The 17971-nt window shown below is 60.7% G+C and carries 17 protein-coding genes and 1 tRNA gene; 15 read left to right on the forward strand and 3 right to left on the reverse strand.

What is annotated here, in order from left to right; genetic code table 11:
* The first annotated feature begins 492 nt into the window (after nt 1-492).
* The 4 genes from rpoE (at nt 493) to AC1RGE_RS14650 (ending at nt 4313) form a co-directional block, all read left to right on the forward strand.
* Nucleotides 493-1074 (forward strand): RNA polymerase sigma factor RpoE/AlgU, encoded by a 582-nt coding sequence (rpoE, locus tag AC1RGE_RS14635; RefSeq protein ID WP_007930230.1) that lies wholly within the window; start codon nt 493-495, stop codon nt 1072-1074.
* Nucleotides 1075-1105: 31 nt separating this feature from the next.
* The gene (locus AC1RGE_RS14640) at nt 1106-1693 is read left to right on the forward strand and encodes a sigma-E factor negative regulatory protein (protein ID WP_011059788.1); all 588 of its coding nucleotides are present in this window, start codon (nt 1106-1108) and stop codon (nt 1691-1693) included.
* Between the two features lie 8 nt (nt 1694-1701).
* A complete protein-coding gene (locus AC1RGE_RS14645; RefSeq protein WP_011059789.1) occupies nt 1702-2658 on the forward strand; it encodes a MucB/RseB C-terminal domain-containing protein in 957 nt (318 codons plus the stop codon).
* A 224-nt stretch (nt 2659-2882) separates the two neighbouring features.
* Nucleotides 2883-4313: a DegQ family serine endoprotease gene (locus AC1RGE_RS14650; RefSeq protein WP_011059790.1), complete on the forward strand. Its 1431-nt coding sequence runs from the start codon at nt 2883-2885 to the stop codon at nt 4311-4313.
* 75 nt (nt 4314-4388) lie between these two features.
* Here the strand turns inward: AC1RGE_RS14650 and AC1RGE_RS14655 are convergent, their stop codons facing one another.
* Entirely contained in the window at nt 4389-5822 is a 1434-nt protein-coding gene (locus AC1RGE_RS14655) for a M48 family metalloprotease (protein ID WP_011059791.1), read from the reverse strand.
* Nucleotides 5823-6054: 232 nt separating this feature from the next.
* Here AC1RGE_RS14655 and AC1RGE_RS14660 point away from each other — a divergent pair, with 232 nt between their 5' ends.
* Both AC1RGE_RS14660 and AC1RGE_RS14665 read left to right on the forward strand, forming a co-directional pair.
* Nucleotides 6055-6294 (forward strand): sulfurtransferase TusA family protein, encoded by a 240-nt coding sequence (locus AC1RGE_RS14660; protein ID WP_011059792.1) that lies wholly within the window; start codon nt 6055-6057, stop codon nt 6292-6294.
* 40 nt (nt 6295-6334) lie between these two features.
* On the forward strand, nt 6335-7405 hold the full coding sequence (locus AC1RGE_RS14665; protein ID WP_011059793.1) for an AI-2E family transporter: 1071 nt from the start codon (nt 6335-6337) through the stop codon (nt 7403-7405).
* Between the two features lie 36 nt (nt 7406-7441).
* Here AC1RGE_RS14665 and AC1RGE_RS14670 read toward each other — a convergent pair whose 3' ends face one another.
* Complete coding sequence (locus AC1RGE_RS14670; RefSeq protein ID WP_011059794.1) at nt 7442-7915, reverse strand: peroxiredoxin; 474 nt, start codon at nt 7913-7915, stop codon at nt 7442-7444.
* A gap of 9 nt (nt 7916-7924) precedes the next feature.
* On the reverse strand, nt 7925-8485 hold the full coding sequence (locus AC1RGE_RS14675; RefSeq protein ID WP_011059795.1) for a glycine cleavage system transcriptional repressor: 561 nt from the start codon (nt 8483-8485) through the stop codon (nt 7925-7927).
* Nucleotides 8486-8811: 326 nt separating this feature from the next.
* On the opposite strand from AC1RGE_RS14675, the gene dapA reads away from it, so the two are divergent.
* The 9 genes from dapA to AC1RGE_RS14720 all read left to right on the forward strand — a co-directional run bounded on the left by dapA (nt 8812) and on the right by AC1RGE_RS14720 (nt 17931).
* Nucleotides 8812-9690: a 4-hydroxy-tetrahydrodipicolinate synthase gene (gene dapA, locus AC1RGE_RS14680; protein WP_169892603.1), complete on the forward strand. Its 879-nt coding sequence runs from the start codon at nt 8812-8814 to the stop codon at nt 9688-9690.
* 17 nt (nt 9691-9707) lie between these two features.
* Nucleotides 9708-10823, forward strand: a complete 1116-nt coding sequence (bamC, locus tag AC1RGE_RS14685) for an NlpB/DapX family lipoprotein (RefSeq protein ID WP_492584539.1) — start codon at nt 9708-9710, stop codon at nt 10821-10823.
* Nucleotides 10824-10827: 4 nt separating this feature from the next.
* On the forward strand, nt 10828-11586 hold the full coding sequence (locus AC1RGE_RS14690) for an MBL fold metallo-hydrolase (protein ID WP_011059798.1): 759 nt from the start codon (nt 10828-10830) through the stop codon (nt 11584-11586).
* A gap of 28 nt (nt 11587-11614) precedes the next feature.
* Entirely contained in the window at nt 11615-12328 is a 714-nt protein-coding gene (gene purC / locus AC1RGE_RS14695) for a phosphoribosylaminoimidazolesuccinocarboxamide synthase (RefSeq protein WP_011059799.1), read from the forward strand.
* 84 nt (nt 12329-12412) lie between these two features.
* A tRNA-Ser gene (locus AC1RGE_RS14700) sits at nt 12413-12502 on the forward strand.
* Between the two features lie 575 nt (nt 12503-13077).
* Entirely contained in the window at nt 13078-13644 is a 567-nt protein-coding gene (locus AC1RGE_RS14705; RefSeq protein WP_011059800.1) for a fimbrial protein, read from the forward strand.
* A gap of 27 nt (nt 13645-13671) precedes the next feature.
* A complete protein-coding gene (locus AC1RGE_RS14710; protein WP_011059801.1) occupies nt 13672-14415 on the forward strand; it encodes a fimbrial biogenesis chaperone in 744 nt (247 codons plus the stop codon).
* 175 nt (nt 14416-14590) lie between these two features.
* The gene (locus AC1RGE_RS14715; RefSeq protein WP_492584541.1) at nt 14591-17173 is read left to right on the forward strand and encodes a fimbria/pilus outer membrane usher protein; all 2583 of its coding nucleotides are present in this window, start codon (nt 14591-14593) and stop codon (nt 17171-17173) included.
* The gene (locus AC1RGE_RS14720) at nt 17173-17931 is read left to right on the forward strand and encodes a fimbria/pilus periplasmic chaperone (RefSeq protein WP_492584543.1); all 759 of its coding nucleotides are present in this window, start codon (nt 17173-17175) and stop codon (nt 17929-17931) included. Before AC1RGE_RS14715 ends, AC1RGE_RS14720 begins: the two co-directional genes overlap by 1 nt.
* Nucleotides 17932-17971: the final 40 nt, after the last annotated feature.

Here is a 17971-nt window from a genome sequence, read left to right on the forward strand (position 1 = left end):
AGCAGCCACACAGCCCACTAGTATATAGAGGGGGGGATCGGCACAATAGTCGCGCCTTCATGGCATTGTGCGACTTCACCGAGCAAAAGCGTTGCTCTCGGTCAGTCCGATATTCGGAGCATTCCAGCCTCTGGAGCGGCTGATCGAAGACATAGGGCGGTTTTTCTTGCCACCGTTACACAATCTTCGTCTGGCGCAGCTATAAAGATTGGGAACTTTTGCCAAGGCCCCAAACTCAATAGAAGGTTGCCTGAAAGAAGGGACAGCGTCGGTTATATCCAAGGTTTACAGTGTGTCCCTTGTGACAGAATTCGACGACAGGATTATTCGCGCAGCCGGCCTCGCCCGTGCTGCGTTTTTCGTGCGTGCCGGATCAGAGCCCGCAGGAAACTTGCTTGGAGGGGGAGAACTTTTGCGAAAAGCCCGAGTCTATGTTTGCAAGCCTGATCGTTTAGTGATGCAAGCCTCCTCCGAGCTTATCGAGGAGTGTTCATGCTAACCCAGGAAGAGGATCAGCAGCTGGTCGAACGCGTTCAGCGTGGCGACAAGCGAGCGTTCGATCTGCTCGTGCTGAAGTACCAGCACAAAATTCTCGGGTTGATCGTGCGTTTCGTGCACGACACCCATGAAGCCCAGGATGTTGCACAAGAAGCTTTTATCAAGGCTTACCGTGCACTAGGTAATTTTCGGGGTGACAGCGCGTTTTACACGTGGCTGTACCGTATCGCCATCAACACGGCGAAAAACTATCTGGTTTCACGCGGCCGCAGGCCGCCGGATAGCGATGTAAGTTCTGAGGATGCGGAGTTCTATGACGGCGATCATGGCCTGAAGGATCTCGAATCGCCGGAGCGTGCGTTGCTGCGGGATGAGATCGAGGGCACCGTCCATCGAACCATCCAGCAACTGCCTGAAGATTTGCGTACGGCCTTAACTTTACGTGAATTCGATGGTCTGAGTTACGAGGACATTGCGAGCGTCATGCAGTGTCCGGTGGGTACCGTGCGCTCCCGGATTTTCCGCGCTCGGGAAGCCATCGATAAAGCCCTGCAGCCGTTGTTGCAGGAAACCTGAGACAGCGGCGACAGCCAAGAGAGGAACCGCCATGAGTCGTGAAGCCCTGCAGGAATCGCTGTCCGCGGTGATGGATAACGAAGCGGACGAACTGGAATTGCGTCGGGTATTGAATGCCGTCGACGAAGTGGAAACCCGTGAGACCTGGGCCCGTTATCAAATCGCCCGGGCAGCCATGCACAAGGAGTTGCTGCTTCCGCGTCTGGACATCGCCGCTGCCGTTTCTGCAGCTCTGGCTGATGAGGCCGTGCCGGCCAAAGCCTCCCGCGGACCTTGGCGCAGCCTGGGCCGTCTGGCAGTAGCTGCCTCGGTGACCGTGGCCGTGCTGGCCGGTGTTCGCCTGTACAACCAGGACGAGATCGCAGGTGTCGAACTGGCACAGCAAACCGGCCAGCCCACCCTGGCGACTCCACAAGTCAAAGGGCCGGCAGTACTGGCCGGCTACAATGAAAGCTCGGAAGCTACTGGCCCCATGGCCAATGGCGTACTACAAGGGCAGCCAGGCTGGCACGATCAGCGTCTGCCAAGCTACTTGCGCCAGCACGCCCAGCAAGCTGCACTCAAAGGCACTGAAAGCGCTCTGCCTTACGCCCGTGCGGCAAGCCTGGAAAACCGCTAAGGAGGATCATGCGCGCCATACCTCTATTAACGCTTCTGCTCAGTGGCTGGTTTGTGGTTCCAGCCCATGCCGACGAAGCCCAGGACTGGTTGCAGCGTCTTGGGCAAGCGGAACAGCAGCAAAGCTTTCAGGGCACTTTCGTTTACGAGCGCAACGGTAGTTTTTCTACCCATAACATCTGGCATCGCGTCCAGGATGGAAAGGTCCGTGAGCGGTTGATCCAGCTCGATGGGTCCGCTCAAGAGGTGGTGCGTGTCGATGGTCGTACCCAGTGCGTCAGTGGCGAGTTGGTGGCAGGTCTCGGGGATTCCCCTGACGGTGCCGCCCGAGCCCTGGACCCGCAAAAACTCAAGAATTGGTACAACCTTGCTGTCATCGGCAAGTCGCGCGTGGCCGGTCGCCAGGCGGTGATCGTTTCGGTCACGCCCAAGGACCAGCATCGCTATGGTTTCGAGCTGCACCTGGATCGTGAGACCGGGCTGCCGCTCAAGTCCCTGTTGCTCAACGACAAGGGGCAGTTGCTGGAGCGCTTCCAGTTCACTCGCCTGGATACTGCGGATGTGCCTGACGACGTCGAGTTGCGTCCCAGCGCTGGCTGCAAGCCGGTGTCTCTGGACAGCGACAAGGCCTCGGCGGTCAAGACTGTGCAAACCTGGCATTCCGACTGGCTGCCTCCGGGCTTCGAATTGACCAGCAGCAGTGCCCGCAAGGATCCGGAAACCAAATCCATGGTCAACAGCCTGCTGTATGACGATGGTCTTGCGCGCTTTTCGGTGTTTCTCGAGCCGCTCAACGGCGCGACGGTCACCGATACCCGCACTCAGCTCGGACCTACGGTGGCTGTATCACGCCGCCTGACTACCCCCGATGGCGAGATGATGGTCACGGTGGTCGGGGAGATCCCCATTGGTACTGCTGAACGTATTGCGCTGTCGATGCGTTCCGATACCACTGCCAAGCAATGAGCCTTTGTTGGTTGTGTAAGAGGTCAGTGATGCCCGCTCCACAATTGAGAAGATGAAATGTTTGGTCAGCAATTTCATTTGCAAAATTCCCAGAGTTTTTCTATAGGTCAGAACCCCCTCGGTTCTGACCTTATTTGTCGTTCCTGGAACAAAGATGCCGCCCCTGCAGTTTCGGTATTTGCTGTTCCATATCGCTTAACCACGCTCGTCGTAACGGGAGCCGTATGTCGATACCACGCTTGAAGTCCTACTTCACCATTCTTGCCACCGTGCTGGTGCTTGGGCAGGCCGTTTCTGCCCAGGCGGCCGAGCTGCCTGATTTCACCCAACTGGTCGAGCAGGCCTCGCCTGCGGTGGTGAACATCAGTACCACGCAGAAACTGCCGGACCGCCGGGTTTCCAATTCGGCGCAGATGCCCGACCTCGAAGGCCTGCCGCCAATGCTGCGCGAGTTCTTCGAACGGGGCATGCCCCAGCCACGCTCTCCGCGCGGGGATCGTCAGCGCGAAGCGCAGTCGCTGGGTTCCGGGTTCATCATCTCCGCGGACGGTTACATCCTCACCAACAACCACGTGATCGCCGATGCGGACGAAATTCTTGTGCGTCTGGCCGATCGCAGTGAGCTGAAAGCCAAGCTGATCGGTACCGACCCACGCTCCGACGTAGCACTGCTGAAAATCGATGGCAAAGACCTGCCGGTGCTGAAACTGGGTAAATCCCAGGACCTCAAGGCCGGCCAGTGGGTGGTGGCCATCGGCTCGCCGTTCGGCTTCGACCATACCGTGACCCAGGGTATCGTCAGTGCCATCGGTCGCAGCCTGCCGAACGAAAACTACGTGCCGTTCATCCAGACCGACGTGCCGATCAACCCGGGCAACTCCGGTGGCCCGCTGTTCAACCTGGCCGGTGAAGTGGTGGGGATCAACTCGCAGATCTACACCCGCTCCGGTGGTTTCATGGGCGTGTCTTTCGCCATCCCGATCGATGTGGCGATGGACGTTTCCAACCAGCTGAAAACCGGTGGCAAAGTCAGCCGTGGCTGGCTTGGCGTGGTAATCCAGGAGGTCAACAAGGACCTGGCTGAATCCTTCGGCCTGGAGAAACCGGCCGGCGCGCTGGTTGCACAGATCCAGGATGATGGCCCGGCGGCCAAGGGCGGCCTGCAAGTGGGTGACGTGATCCTCAGCCTCAATGGCCAGCCCATCGTCATGTCGGCCGACCTGCCGCACCTGGTAGGCGCGCTGAAGGCCGGGGCCAAGGCCAACCTGGAAGTGATCCGCGACGGCAAGCGCAAGAATGTCGAGCTGACCGTCGGCGCGATTCCTGAAGAAGACAAAGACCTGAGCATGCTGCCCAAGTCGGGTGTCGAGCGCAGCAGCAACCGTCTGGGTGTAGCGGTGGTCGAGCTCAACGATGAGCAGAAGAAAGCCTTCGACCTCAAGGGCGGGGTAGTCATCAAGGAAGTCCAGGACGGTCCTGCGGCGCTGATCGGCTTGCAGCCGGGCGACGTGATCACTCACCTGAACAATCAGGCGATCACTTCGGCGAAGGAGTTCACTGAAATCGCCAAGGCATTGCCGAAGAACCGCTCGGTGTCCATGCGGGTACTGCGTCAGGGGCGAGCCAGCTTCATCACCTTCAAGCTGGCCGAGTAATTCGCCAGCCTCTGAGGTTGCCCAATAAAAAGCCCGCCTCGTAAGAGGCGGGCTTTTTTGTGGCTTGCGTCAATGTCAGCGCATCATGTCCTTGACCATCTGTTCCTGGTCCATCATCTCGCGCTGGCGAGCGTCGATCCTCGACGACAGGGGGAAGTTGCTGCCGGCCCGGCGCTTGGCGAAGTCCAACTGCTGGATGGCCTGGCGATAGTCGCCCACCAGGGCGAAGTACTCGGCTCGGGCCTGGTGCAGGCCGATGATATTACCCGACAGGCCGCGGGTTTCCGCCACCAGGTACCAGACATCCGGGTCGTCCGGGCGGCTTTTCAGCAGGCCTTCCAGGGCCTTTTCGGCATCGGCCGGGCGGTTCTGCTTGAGCAGCAGGTCCACGCGGATCTGGTTCAAGGGGTAATTGCCCGGGTACAGGTTGAGCATCCTTTCGACCCGAGTCTGCGCGTCCGGCAGGCGGCTGTTGGCCATGTCCAGTTCGATCTGAGCCAGGTTGTAGGTCACGTCGTTGGGCGACTTGGCCAGCAGCGGCTTGAGGTTTTCCCGTGCTTCGTTCCACTGGCTGCCCTTGATCTGGGCGATGGCCAGGCCGTAGCGAGCGATGTCGTTCTTCGGGTTCTCATCGAGCTGCGCGCGAAAGCGCTTGGCGGCCAGCCCTGGCGATTCCTCATAGGTCAGTTGCACCCGGGCGCGGATCAACTGGTAGCGAAGGCTGTCTTCGGTGCCGCCTTGCCGGGCCTGTTCCGCACGGTTGCGGGTGTCGGCGATCCGCGATTCGGTCACCGGGTGAGTCAGGAGAAATTCCGGCGGCTTGGCATCGAAGCGGTACTGGCGCATCAGGCGTTCGAACATGGTGGGCATCGAGCGCGGGTCGTAGCCGGCCTTTTCCAGGTTGAGGATGCCGATGCGGTCGGCTTCCTGCTCGTTCTGCCGGGAGAAGCGCCGCTGTTCCTGGATGGCTGCGGCCTGGGTGCCGGCGATGGTGGCGATCCCCGCGTCCCCGGCGCCAGCGGCGGCAATCACGATCCCGGCCAGCAGGGCGGCCATCATCGGCACCTGCATGCGCTGCTGGGCTTCGACCCCCCGGGCGAAGTGGCGCTGGGAAAGGTGCGCCAGTTCGTGTGCCAGCACCGAGGCGTACTCGCCTTCGGTCTGGGCATTGAGGAACAGCCCGCCATTGACCCCGATGATTCCCCCGGGAGCGGCGAAGGCGTTGAGCTGCGGGCTGTTGATCAGGATGAACTCCAGGCGCCGGTCGTTGACCTGGCTGGTTTCCACCAGTTTGTAGACGCTGGTTTCGACATAGTCCTTGAGTTGCGGGTCGTTGAGCTGCGAAACCTGGCTGCGCAGCAACGCCAGCCAGGCACGGCCCAGTTGGTATTCCTGTTGCGGAGAGACAATGGCTGAACTGGCATCACCAAGTGACGGCAGGTCGTCGGCGAAGCCCGGTGAGGCGAGCAGGCAAGCGAGCGTCAGCAGGGTAGGGCGCAATACATTCATGCACAAAGCCTTAATCGACAAAGGCTCTACTGTAGCTGGACACCTGGCCGGGGACCAGACAAAGCCAGTGAAAACTCTGAGGATAAAAAGTGCTTTTGGGTAAATTCCGGCGTCTACCTGATCGTGGCTTCGGCAGCGCGCGGCAGTGCTCTGGTGTCGGGCTTCTTTATTGCCGGCGGGCCTGGCTTGCAGGGTATTCTAGACGCCTTGAATTGATGATCGGAGTAATCCAATGACCGATGTTGTCGCCCATGATGCCGAGCTGGACGCCAGCGGCCTGAACTGCCCGCTGCCGCTGCTCAAGGCCAAGATGGAACTCAATCGCCTGGCCAGTGGCGCGGTACTCAAGGTCATTGCCACCGATGCCGGCTCCCAGCGTGACTTCCGCACTTTCGCCCGCCTGGCCGGTCATACCCTGCTGCGTGAAGAGGATGAAGCCGGGGTGTATCGCTACTGGTTGAAAAAGGCCTGAGCGCAGTCTGCCCTTGAGGGCCTTCATCTAAGGAACATCGATGTTCAAAGTGCTACGTGACTGGATTCAGCGCTACTTCTCGGATGAAGAGGCGGTGGTGCTGGCCGTTCTGCTGTTTCTGGCCTTCACTGCCGTCCTGACCCTGGGCGGCATGCTCGCGCCGGTGCTGGCGGGGATGGTCCTGGCCTACCTGATGCAGGGGCTGGTGGTGAGCCTGGAGCGGCTGCGCCTGCCTGGCGGGGCGGCCGTGGGGCTGGTGTTCGCGCTGTTCATGGGGCTGCTGCTGGTGTTCATCCTGGTGGTGGTGCCGTTGCTCTGGCATCAGTTGATCACCCTGTTCAACGAGCTGCCGGGCATGCTCGCCAAGTGGCAGTCGCTGTTGCTGCTGTTGCCCGAGCGCTACCCGCATCTTGTGTCCGACGAGCAGGTGCTGCAGGCCATCGAAGTGGCCAGGGGCGAGATCGGCAAGTTCGGCCAGTGGGCGCTGACCTTCTCCCTGTCCAGCCTGCCCTTGCTGGTGAACATCATGATCTACCTGGTACTGGTGCCGATCCTGGTGTTCTTCTTCCTCAAGGATCGGGCGATGATCAGCCGCTGGGTGATCAGCTATCTGCCCCGCGAACGTACGCTGATTACTCGCGTGGCCCATGAAATGAACCGGCAGATCGCCAACTACATTCGCGGCAAGGTCATCGAGATCGTCATCTGTGGCGGGGTGACCTACATCGCCTTCGTCGCCCTGGGCCTGAACTATGCGGCCCTGCTGGCTCTGCTGGTGGGGGTCTCGGTGGTGGTGCCCTATGTCGGCGCCGTGGTGGTAACGGTACCGGTGGCGCTGATTGCGCTGTTCCAGTGGGGCTGGAGCGATCAGTTCATCTACCTGATGGCGGTCTACGGGATCATCCAGACCCTGGATGGCAACGTGCTGGTGCCACTGCTGTTCTCCGGCGCGGTGAACCTGCACCCGGTGGCGATCATCTGTGCGGTGCTGCTGTTTGGCGGGCTGTGGGGGTTCTGGGGGATATTCTTTGCGATTCCCCTGGCGACCCTGTTCAAGGCAGTGCTGGATGCCTGGCCCAGGAAGGACCCGGTGGTGGCACCTCTACTCTAGATAAACGGGGCGGCTGATACAGCCGCCCCGGTCATTTCAGGCCTTGTTCAGGGCCTGGGCCGCGGCCAGTACGGCGTCGACGTGCCCGGGTACCTTCACCCCGCGCCATTCCTGGCGCAACACACCGTCCTTGTCGATCAGGAAGGTGCTGCGGTCCACGCCCAGGTATTCCTTGCCGTAGAGCTTCTTCAGCTTGATCACGTCAAACAGCTGGCAGACGGCTTCGTCCTTGTCGCTGATCAGCTCGAAGGGGAATTCCTGCTTGCACTTGAAGTTCTCGTGGGACTTCAGGCTGTCGCGGGAAACGCCGAAGACTTCGGTGTTGGCAGCCTGAAAGGCGGCGTATTGATCGCGAAAGCCCTGGCCTTCGGTGGTGCAGCCCGGGGTGCTGTCCTTGGGATAGAAGTAGATCACCACTTGCTTGCCCTTGAGGTCGGACAGGCTGACGGTCTGCCCGCTGGTGGCGGGGGCCTGGAAATCGGCAATAGGTTGATCGATAGCAACGGCCATGGGGCTTCCTTACATAGGGTTCTGTGGGCGCCAGGGTTCGATCAGCGCGTCGAGGTTCATGGCATCGGCAAAGTCCAGGAACTGGTCGCGCAGCCAACTGATCTGGGTGCCGGCGGGCAGGGTCACGGTAAAGGTGGCATTGAGCATGGTGCCGCCGGTCTGTGGAGCCTGGTAGGTATCGCAGGTGAGGTTTTCCAGCTCGACCTGATGGTCGATGAAGAACTGGCACAGCTCATTGACGATGTCCGAGCGGTACGCGGCGCTGACGTAGGCCACATAAGGCAGGGCCTGGGGGCGGCTTTCCAGGGCGGCGCTGCGCACCACGTTGACCGTGAAGGCATGCTTCTTGGCCAGGAACGGCAGGCTGCTTTCCAGGCGCGCCAGGGCGTCCCAGCTGCCGGAAATCTCCAGAACCAGCGCGCTGCACTCGCCATGCCGGGTCAGGCGCGACGTCACCACGGCGCAGCGGTTTTCATGGCTGGCGCGGCACAGGACGTTGGTCAGCTCCATGGGGTTGGCGCCGAGGGCACTGATGACAAGGAATTGTTCGCGAACTGTGGGGGTGGACATGCAGCATTCCTAAAGCGATGAGCGGTCGGTACTTTTTGACAAGCCAGTACCGGGCAAGCGTCGCCGGCGGAACTTCAAGGCCTCGGACCACAAGCCGGCGACTGGCCCCGAAACGCTCGGAACACAGGCTGGCAACGCGGGAATGGGGCTTTGCAGATCCAACAGGCAGGCGATAACCCGGTCTACACGCTTATCAGTAGCGATCAAAGCCTGAAGGGTAGCGAAAACCATCGCTCAGGGGAATGCTCATGGCGCGGGACTTCGCTTGTGCAAGGAACTTGGCGCCAGTACCATTACCGCTCTCTTTTTCCGGCAGGAGCGGTTGCATGATTGCGGGCAGTATGGTGGCACTGGTCACACCCATGGATGCACAGGGAAATCTCGACTGGGACAGCCTGAGCAAACTGGTGGACTTCCACCTGCAAGAGGGCACCAACGCCATCGTGGCGGTCGGCACCACAGGTGAGTCGGCCACCCTGGATGTGAACGAGCACATCGAAGTGATTCGTCGGGTGGTCACCCAGGTTGCAGGGCGCATTCCGGTGATCGCCGGTACCGGCGCCAACTCGACGCGCGAAGCGATCGAGCTGACCACCAATGCGAAGATCGCCGGCGCCGATGCGTGCCTGCTGGTGACCCCGTACTACAACAAACCGACCCAGGAAGGCCTGTACCAGCATTTCCGCGCCGTTGCCGAGGCCGTGGACATCCCGCAGATCCTCTACAACGTTCCGGGCCGCACCGCATGCGACATGCAGGCCGAGACCGTGATCCGCCTGTCCAGCGTGAAGAACATCATCGGGATCAAGGAAGCCACCGGCGACCTGCAGCGCGCCAAGGCCATCCTGGCCGGCGTGCCCGGCGATTTCCTGGTGTACTCCGGCGATGACGCCACCGCAGTCGAGCTGATCCTGCTGGGCGGCAAGGGCAATATCTCGGTGACCGCCAACGTCGCGCCACGGGCCATGAGCCAGATGTGCGCCGCGGCCATGGCCGGCGATGCCGCCAAGGCCCGGGAGATCCACGAGACCCTGATGCCGCTGAACAAGACTCTGTTCATCGAATCCAACCCTATTCCCGTGAAATGGGCCCTGCACGAAATGGGCTTGATGCCGGACGGTATCCGTCTGCCGCTCACCTGGCTCAGTGCCGCCTGTCACGAACCGCTGCGGCAGGCCATGCGCCAGTCCGGCGTCTTGGTTTAATTGAGGAAGTACAACGCATGAAGCGAATGGCCGGACTTTCCGCACTTGCCTTGATTATCTCCAGCACCAGTGGCTGCGGTTGGATCTGGGGCCCGGAAGGCTACTTCCGTGACCGGGGTAGCGATTACCTGCAAGCGCAACAAACAGCACCGATGCAATTGCCGCCGGATGTACAGACCGCCAAGCGTCTGGACCCTCTGCTGCCGATTCCGCGCAACGTGGCCGACGACAACGTCAAGGGCGAGTACGAAGTGCCTCGTCCACAGCCGCTGTCGTCCATTGCCGATGCCAGCGACTACACCCTGCAAAAGAGCGGCGATTCGCGTTGGGTCATGGCCCAGCATCCACCGGCCGAAGTCTGGCCAGTGGCGGTGCAGTTCTTCCAGGACAACGGTTTCCGCCTGGATCAGCAGCGCCCGCAAACCGGTGAGTTCACCACCGGCTGGCAGCGTTCCGACGAGCTTTCCGCTGCCGTGGCCAAGCGCCTGAGCAGTGCCGGCGTCGCCGCCGACAGCGAAACCCGTGTGCGGGTCCGGATCGAACCGGGTGTGCAGCGCAATACCAGTGAAGTCTACGTGGTCAGTGCCGAGCGTCCCGCCGGCAGCACCGCTGACGTGGAATTCACCAATCGCTCGGTCAACACCGGCCTGGACGCCGCGCTGGTGGACGACATGCTGGCAAGCATGAGCCGCACCTCCGAGAAGGGCGGTTCGGTGTCTCTGCTGGCGGCCCGCGATTTCGATACCCCGAGCCGGGTCAGCCTCAGCGAGGATGGCAGCGGCAACCCGGTACTGAACCTGGGCGCCGACCTCGATCGCGCCTGGTCCAGTGTTGGCCGTGCCCTGGAACAGGGCGAATGGCGGGTTGAGGACATCAACCGCAGCCTGGGCCTGTACTACATCAACCTGGCGGAAAAAGCCGAGAAGAAAGACGACGAGCCGGGCTTCTTCGGCAAGTTGTTCGGCAGCAAGCCGGCCAAGGAAGAGATCGAAGCCCGTGCCGAGCGCTATCAGGTTCGCCTGAGCAAGGTAGGCGAGAACGTCCAGGTCACCGTCGAGAAGAACATCAACACCGTAGCGCCGGCCGATGTGGCACGCAAAGTGTTGGGCGTGATTCAGGACAACCTGGGCTGATCCGATGCGTTTTGCCGTTCTCGGCAGTGGTAGCCAAGGGAATGGCACGCTGATCGTCAGTGCCGACACCTGCGTTCTGGTGGATTGTGGTTTCTCCCTGCGGGAAACCGAGCGGCGCCTGCTGCGTCTGGGAGTCGATCCCGCGCAGTTGAGCGCCATCCTGGTAACCCACGAACATGCCGACCACGTGCATGGCGTGGGTTTGCTGTCTCGGCGCTACAATCTACCGGTCTACCTCAGCCAGGGCACCTTGCGCGGGATGCGCAAACCGGTGGAGGTCGCGGGTTTTGTCCGCGGTGGCGAGTCGCTGCAGATCGGCGCCTTGCGCATCGACGTGATTGCCGTGGCCCACGACGCCCAGGAACCTACGCAATTTGTCTTCAGTGATGGCCAGCGGCGCTTCGGCCTGCTGACCGACCTCGGCTCCTACTGCGCCGGGGTGCTGGACGGCTACCGTGGCCTGGATGCCTTGATGATCGAGGCCAACCATTGCCGGGATCGGCTGGCACGGGGTTATTACCCGTACTTTCTCAAGCAGCGGGTTGGCGGCGACCTGGGACATTTGAACAACCATCAGGCCGCAAGCCTGGTGGCCGAATTGGGATGGCAGGACCTGCAGCACCTGGTCCTGGCTCATCTGAGCAGCAAGAACAACCTGCCGCAGCTGGCCCGGCAATGTTTTGTCGACACCCTCGGGTGCGACCCGGACTGGCTGCAACTGGCCGATCAAGATTCAGGGCTCGACTGGCGCCACATCGCCTAGCCCACCTACTTAGCAAGCGGAGCCCATCATGGAAAAACGTGAAGAACTCTACCGCGGCAAAGCCAAATCGGTTTACAAGACCGACGACGCCGACCGCTTGATCCTGCTGTTTCGCAACGACACCTCGGCGTTCGACGGCAAGCGCATCGAGCAGCTGGACCGCAAGGGGATGGTGAACAACAAGTTCAACGCCTTCATCATGCAGAAACTCGAAGCCGCCGGCGTGCCGACCCAGTTCGACAAGCTGCTGGGCGACAACGAATGCCTGGTGAAGAAGCTCGACATGATTCCGGTGGAGTGCGTGGTGCGCAACTACGCCGCCGGCAGCCTGGTCAAGCGCCTGGGCGTGGAAGAGGGCATGAAGCTCAACCCCTACACCTTCGAGCTGTTCCTCAAGGACGACGCCAAGGGCGACCCGTTCATCAACGAATCCCACGTGGTGGCATTCGGCTGGGGTACTGCCGAGCAACTGGCGCGCATGAAAGAGTTGTCGCTCAAGGTCAACGAAGTGCTGAGCAAGCTGTTCGATGACGCCGGCCTGCTGCTGGTGGACTTCAAGCTGGAGTTCGGCGTGTTCAGCGACGGCTCCATCGTCCTGGGCGACGAGTTCAGCCCGGACGGTTGCCGTCTGTGGGACAAGGACACCAAGAAGAAGATGGACAAGGACCGCTTCCGCCAGGGCCTGGGCGATGTGATCGAAGCCTACGAAGAAGTGGCCCAGCGCCTCGGCGTACCGCTGTAATCGACGCAAGCATCTGATAGCACGGAAAAAATTTGCTCGGGGGGCTTCGCTTCGAGCAAAGGTGCTGTTATGATGCGCGCCGTTGGAGAGATGCCAGAGTGGCCGAATGGGACGGATTCGAAATCCGTTGTACCTTCACCGGTACCTAGGGTTCGAATCCCTATCTCTCCGCCATACAAATGAAAGCCCCGGAAAACATCGATTTCCGGGGCTTTTTTGTTGCTCGCAATCGGCCGCCCCGGGCCGTGCGCCCCCCTCGTTTTCCAGCAACGCCTTCTGCCGAACTGTTAGCGCCGGCGGAATCAGTGCGTCCTGCGTCCTGCGCCCGGTCGATTCGGCGGTGCTTGGCCAAATATCAATAGTCCACAATACTTGATGCTGTTATCGGCTATTGGATTGATATTCCAGGAAGTTGTTATTAGCGAATAACTTTAGTTTGTCTGCTGTTTAAGTTGGTTTCCCATTCCGAGAAATTTCCTGTTTCTCTGCGGGAGCATTCCCGGAAATCATGCTGTAGTGATCTTGATCCAAATAAATCGACTCTTCTATATGCTTGGTCGCTGCTGGCAGACCCGATCCGAACTTGTAGTTCAAGCCGGCCGGGATGCCGGGAACAAGCAGCATTAATTAACTTTTATAAGGTCAGGCAAATCCGTTCTTCCAAGCTGGCGGCAGTATTATTGTCGGTTGCTTTCGGAGGGAAGTGTTTTGTTGTTGCTTCCTTATAATCATTTGGAAAAGGAAATCAGATGAAACGCAAGACTCTCTTGTCCATGGCAACTTCCGGGTTGATGCTGGCAGCATTGATTCCATCCTTTGCCCAGGCTACCGATGGCGTGGTGAAGTTCAGTGGCAGCATCTCTGACACCACCTGCGATATCAACGGCAAGGCACCGGGCGAAGGTAACGAGACTAACGTTGAACTCGGTACTATCAACCCGTCTGTATTTAGCGAGATCGGCAAGACTTCTACGCTGAAACCGTTCGTACTACAGCTTTCGGGTGCCAGCTGTACTGCTGGTAAGAGCGTTTCCATCGAGTTCGATCAACTCGGCAACGTCGACCCTGCCTCCGGCAACCTCAAGCTGATCGGTAGCAAGCCTGCAAGGGGCGTGCAGATCCAGATCTACAACGACCACGGCAGTACTCCGGCGAAGATCGTCCTGGGTCAGGCGGAAGCCGCACCCCAGGTCGCTACGATCTCCACTGAAAAGACTGCAACCCTGAAGTACCAGGCCGCTTACGTATCTACTGAAGCCTCCGTCGGTGCGGGTTCGGGCGTGTCCTACATCCGCTACACCCTTGCATACCAATAACAGCAGTTAGTTATTAAGGGGCAGGTCATGACGCCGACTGCGCGTTTTGTTCATTCTCTCGTTATCGGTGTCATGTTCCTGGGGATACTGTCGGGGGTCGCGCATGCCGGGATAGTACTGGAAGGTACGCGCCTGGTTTATCCAGCAGAGGCTCGTGAAGTTACATTGAAGTTGAGTAACACCGGCTCTGTGGCCTTGTTGGCGCAAAGTTGGATCGACGAAGGCGATGCCAACAAGTCTCCTGAGGAAATCAAGGTTCCCTTTCTTCTGGCCCCAGCAGTCAGCCGGGTGGAAGCGGGAGGCTCGGCAATATTGCGTGTGTCTTATTCAAAAGAACCCTTGGCAAAAGATCGCGAATCGTTGTTCTGGCTGAATGTACTGGAAACGCCACCACGGCGAAAACAGGACGAGAACGTGTTGCAGTTTGCATTCAGGACTCGGATCAAGATTTTCTTCCGCCCTGACAACTTGATTGGCAATGCGGGCATGGCTGGCGAAAAGCTCAAGTGGGAATTAAGTCGAGCAGGCGCTTCGCAAGTTCCGGTTATCAAAGTGTTTAACCCAACACCTTATTACGTGTCCTTCGGACGCATGGAAGTTGCTGTGTCAGGCCGTCGAATCGATTTGAAGCCAGGCATGGTCGCACCCTTCGGATATGAGTCTTTCCCCTGGCCAGCGAGCGCTCCGTCACAGCCGACCAAGGCATCAATCGAATATGAGGTGATCGATGATTTCGGCGGCCGAGGCCTGCTGAAAAAGTCGCTTCTTTGACGGGGTACCTCATCACTTCTGCGGGCTTTTCAGTGGCTTGGTTTTCTTGAGGGGCAGGGATCTCGTTATGTCGCGTATTCCGTGCCATCGGCATTTGCGTGCGAGCTGTTCTGGGCCTTCATCCGGCCGCAGACGGGTTCCGGCGACGCAGTCACTGTGTCTGGCGGCGGTGCTGATGAGCAATTCCATGGTGCTGGTGGCCGACCAGGACGGCATCGCGCCGGCGACGGCAGAGGCTGCGGATACGGGCTCCAGCCAGGATGTGTTGTTCGACAGCCAGATGCTATTTCAAGGTAAGGGCACTCCCATCGATACCTCGCGCTTTCAACAATTGGGCTATGTCGCGCCCGGCACATACTTGCTTGATGTGCTGGTGAGCAGTCAGTGGCGGGCGTTGCAGGAAATCCAGTTCCGCGCCAGCGATGACCCCCAGGGCAGCCAGCCGTGCTACGACCGTTCGTTGTTGCAGCAGTTGGGTATCGACTTGAAAAAGACCGATGCGAGCCTGGGCACCCATTCCTCTCACCCTCTCATGGGCGATGGGCTGTTTTGCGGCGACCTGGGCAGCTACATCCCTGGCGCGACCACCCGCGTCAAAATTGCGGAACAGAAGATCGAGTTGTCGGTGCCGCAGCTTTTCCTGCAGCAGAACCTGTCGAAAACCTATGTCGATCCGGCGAGCTGGGATTACGGCGTGTCCGCGGCCACGCTCAACTACAACACCAGCCTGTTCAGTTCCCAGAGCAATGGGCGAAGCCAGACCGATGGCTATGCCGGGCTCAACCTGGGGCTCAACCTGGGTGACTGGCGTCTGCGTCACAGCGGTACCGCCACCTGGTCGCCGGAGGTGGGCGGCCATTATCAGCGCGGTTACATCTATGCCCAGACCGACCTGCCGGCCTGGCACTCGCAGTTGCTGGTGGGAGAGAGCGTGACCGAAGCCGATCTGTTCGACTCGGTATCGTTTCGCGGTGTCCGGCTGGCCAGCGACCCGCGCATGTTGCCCGAGAGCCAGCGCTACTACGCACCGCAGATCCGCGGCACGGCCAGCACCAATGCCAAGGTCTCGGTCTATCAGCGCGGCTACATGATCTATGAAACCTCCGTTGCACCGGGGCCGTTCGAGATTTCCGATCTGCAAGCGGCAAGCTTTGGTGGTGATCTGGACGTGACGGTCACCGAGGCCAACGGCCAGACCAGCCGCTTTACCGTACCTTTTGCCACCACCGTGCAAACCCTGCGCCCCGGCACCTCACGCTACAGCCTGACGGCGGGCAAGGTGGCGAACCCCGGGCTCGGTGGCAGCGAGCAATATGTGGCCCAGGGCACCCTGCACTACGGCCTGGATAACCAATTGACCGGTTATGCCGGCACGGCACTCACCGGCAGCTACATGTCGGCGTTGATCGGCAGCGCACTGAATACTTCCCTCGGGGCTTTTGGCCTGGACCTGACCCAGGCCCGAACCGAGCTGCCCCGGGGCGGCAGCATGCAGGGCCAAAGCGTGCGCCTGTCCTACAGCAAGAACCTGCCCAACAGCGGGACCAACTTCTCATTGCTGGCCTACCGCTATTCCACCAGCGGTTACCTGGGCCTGCATGACGCCATCAGCCTGCAGGACCACGTCAACCAGGGCGAGAGCGTCGACTCGTTCGCCCGGGTCCGTGACCGCCTGGATATCAACATCAACCAGCAACTGGGCGACGGCGCAGGGCAGCTCTATGCCACGGGCTCCAGCCTCCAGTACTGGAATCGCCAGGGCCAGACCCTGAACTTCGCCATGGGCTACAGCAACCAGTGGCGCGGTAACAGCTACTCCTTCATGGCTCAGCGCATGCGTGCTTCCAGCAGTGGTTCGCGGGCAGGCGCGGGGGCGGACAACACGTTTTTCAGCTTCAGCCTGTCGATTCCCCTGGGGCGGGAAGGGCGCCGGGGTACCACGATCAACAGCTACGCCAGCCACGACAAGCGTTCTGGCGCGCACTACACCAGCGGCATTTCCGGCGTACTGGACAATGATGGCGACGCCACCTATGCGTTGTCCGCCGCCCATGACCAGCGCCAGGGCGAAACCTCGACCAACGCCAGCCTCAACTATTTCCTGCCCGAGGTTTCCCTGAGTTCGAGCTTTTCCCAGGGCCGCGACTATCGCCAGCAGTCTCTGGGGGCTTCCGGGGGCATGGTGCTGCATTCGGGTGGCTTGACCTTCGCCCAGACCCTGAGTGAAACCACGGGCCTGGTGCATGCTCCCGATGCCAAGGGCGCCCGGGTCGGCTATGCCGATACGCGGGTGGATGGAAGCGGCTATGCCGTGGTCTCCAGCCTGAGCCCCTATCAATTGAACACCGTGGACATCGACCCCACTGGCGTTGCCGACGACGTCGAGCTGCTGCTCAGCTCGCGCCATGTGGCGCCGGTGGCGGGGGCGGTGGTGATGCTTTCGTACCCGACCCGCAGGGCGCGTGCGGTGCTGATCGACAGCCAGCAGCCCGATGGCCAGCAGTTGCCGTTTGCTGCCGTGGCCGTCGATGCCCAGGACGGTGCCGAGCTGGGGGCGGTGGGCCAGGGCAGCCGCCTGGTGCTGCGTACCGAGCAGGACCAGGGCACGATTCGCGTGGAATGGGGCCAGGAGCCGGATCAGCAGTGCCTGATCGACTACCAGTTGCCGCCCCGCGATACGGCCTCCGCCACGGGCTATGTGGTGCTTCAGCGCCCCTGCCGGGCGATGCCGGCAGGTTCCGTAGAGGAGCGGCCTTGATGGGCCATCAAGGCGGATATCGCCGTCTTTGCTCCCTGCGTGGTTGCCGGTGGCTGCTGGGGCTGCTGGCCTTGTCCAGCGGCTGGGCCCAGGCCGACCTGTCGATTGTCGGCACACGGTTCATCTATCCCGCCGGCAAGCCGGCCATCAGCATCCGGGTCGGCAATAGCGGCCGTGCGCCGATCCTGTTGCAGGCCTGGCTGGACAAGGGCGACGCCGAGGTCGACCCCAGCGCCCTGGTGGTGCCGTTCGTGCTGTCGCCACCCATCTCCCGGCTCGAGCCAAGGCAGAACGCAGCCCTGGTCCTGCGCTACAGCGGCGAGCCATTGCCCGGCGATCGGGAGTCGGTGTTCTGGATCAACTTTCTCGAAGTACCGCCCCTGGCGGCCGCGAAGGACGACTTGCTGCGGTTGGCATCGCGCATGCGTATGAAGCTGCTGTACCGCCCCCAGGGCTTGTCCGGCAAGGCTGACGAAGCGGTCGGCCAGTTGCGCTGGAGCCTTGTGGCGCCGGGGCAGGCTGGCGCTGCGCTGCTGGCCGGCAACCCGACCCCGTACTACGTGTCCTTCGCTGAGGTGGCGCTGGGCAGCGGCAATCGATCAATCACATTGCAGGGGATCACCGTGGAGCCCTTCGGCTCGACGCGGATCGCCCTGCCCGATATGCAGGGAATTACCCCGGATCAGGCGGTGGTTCATTACCAAGTGGCAACTGACAGCGGGGAGACGCTGAGTGGAAGTGCGCGGATACAAGACTGAAGTTGCCTTGGGCAAGTCATCGAACAGCCTGCTTGCGGGG

It is taken from the genome of Pseudomonas sp. GW823-FHT02C05 (assembly GCF_058797595.1).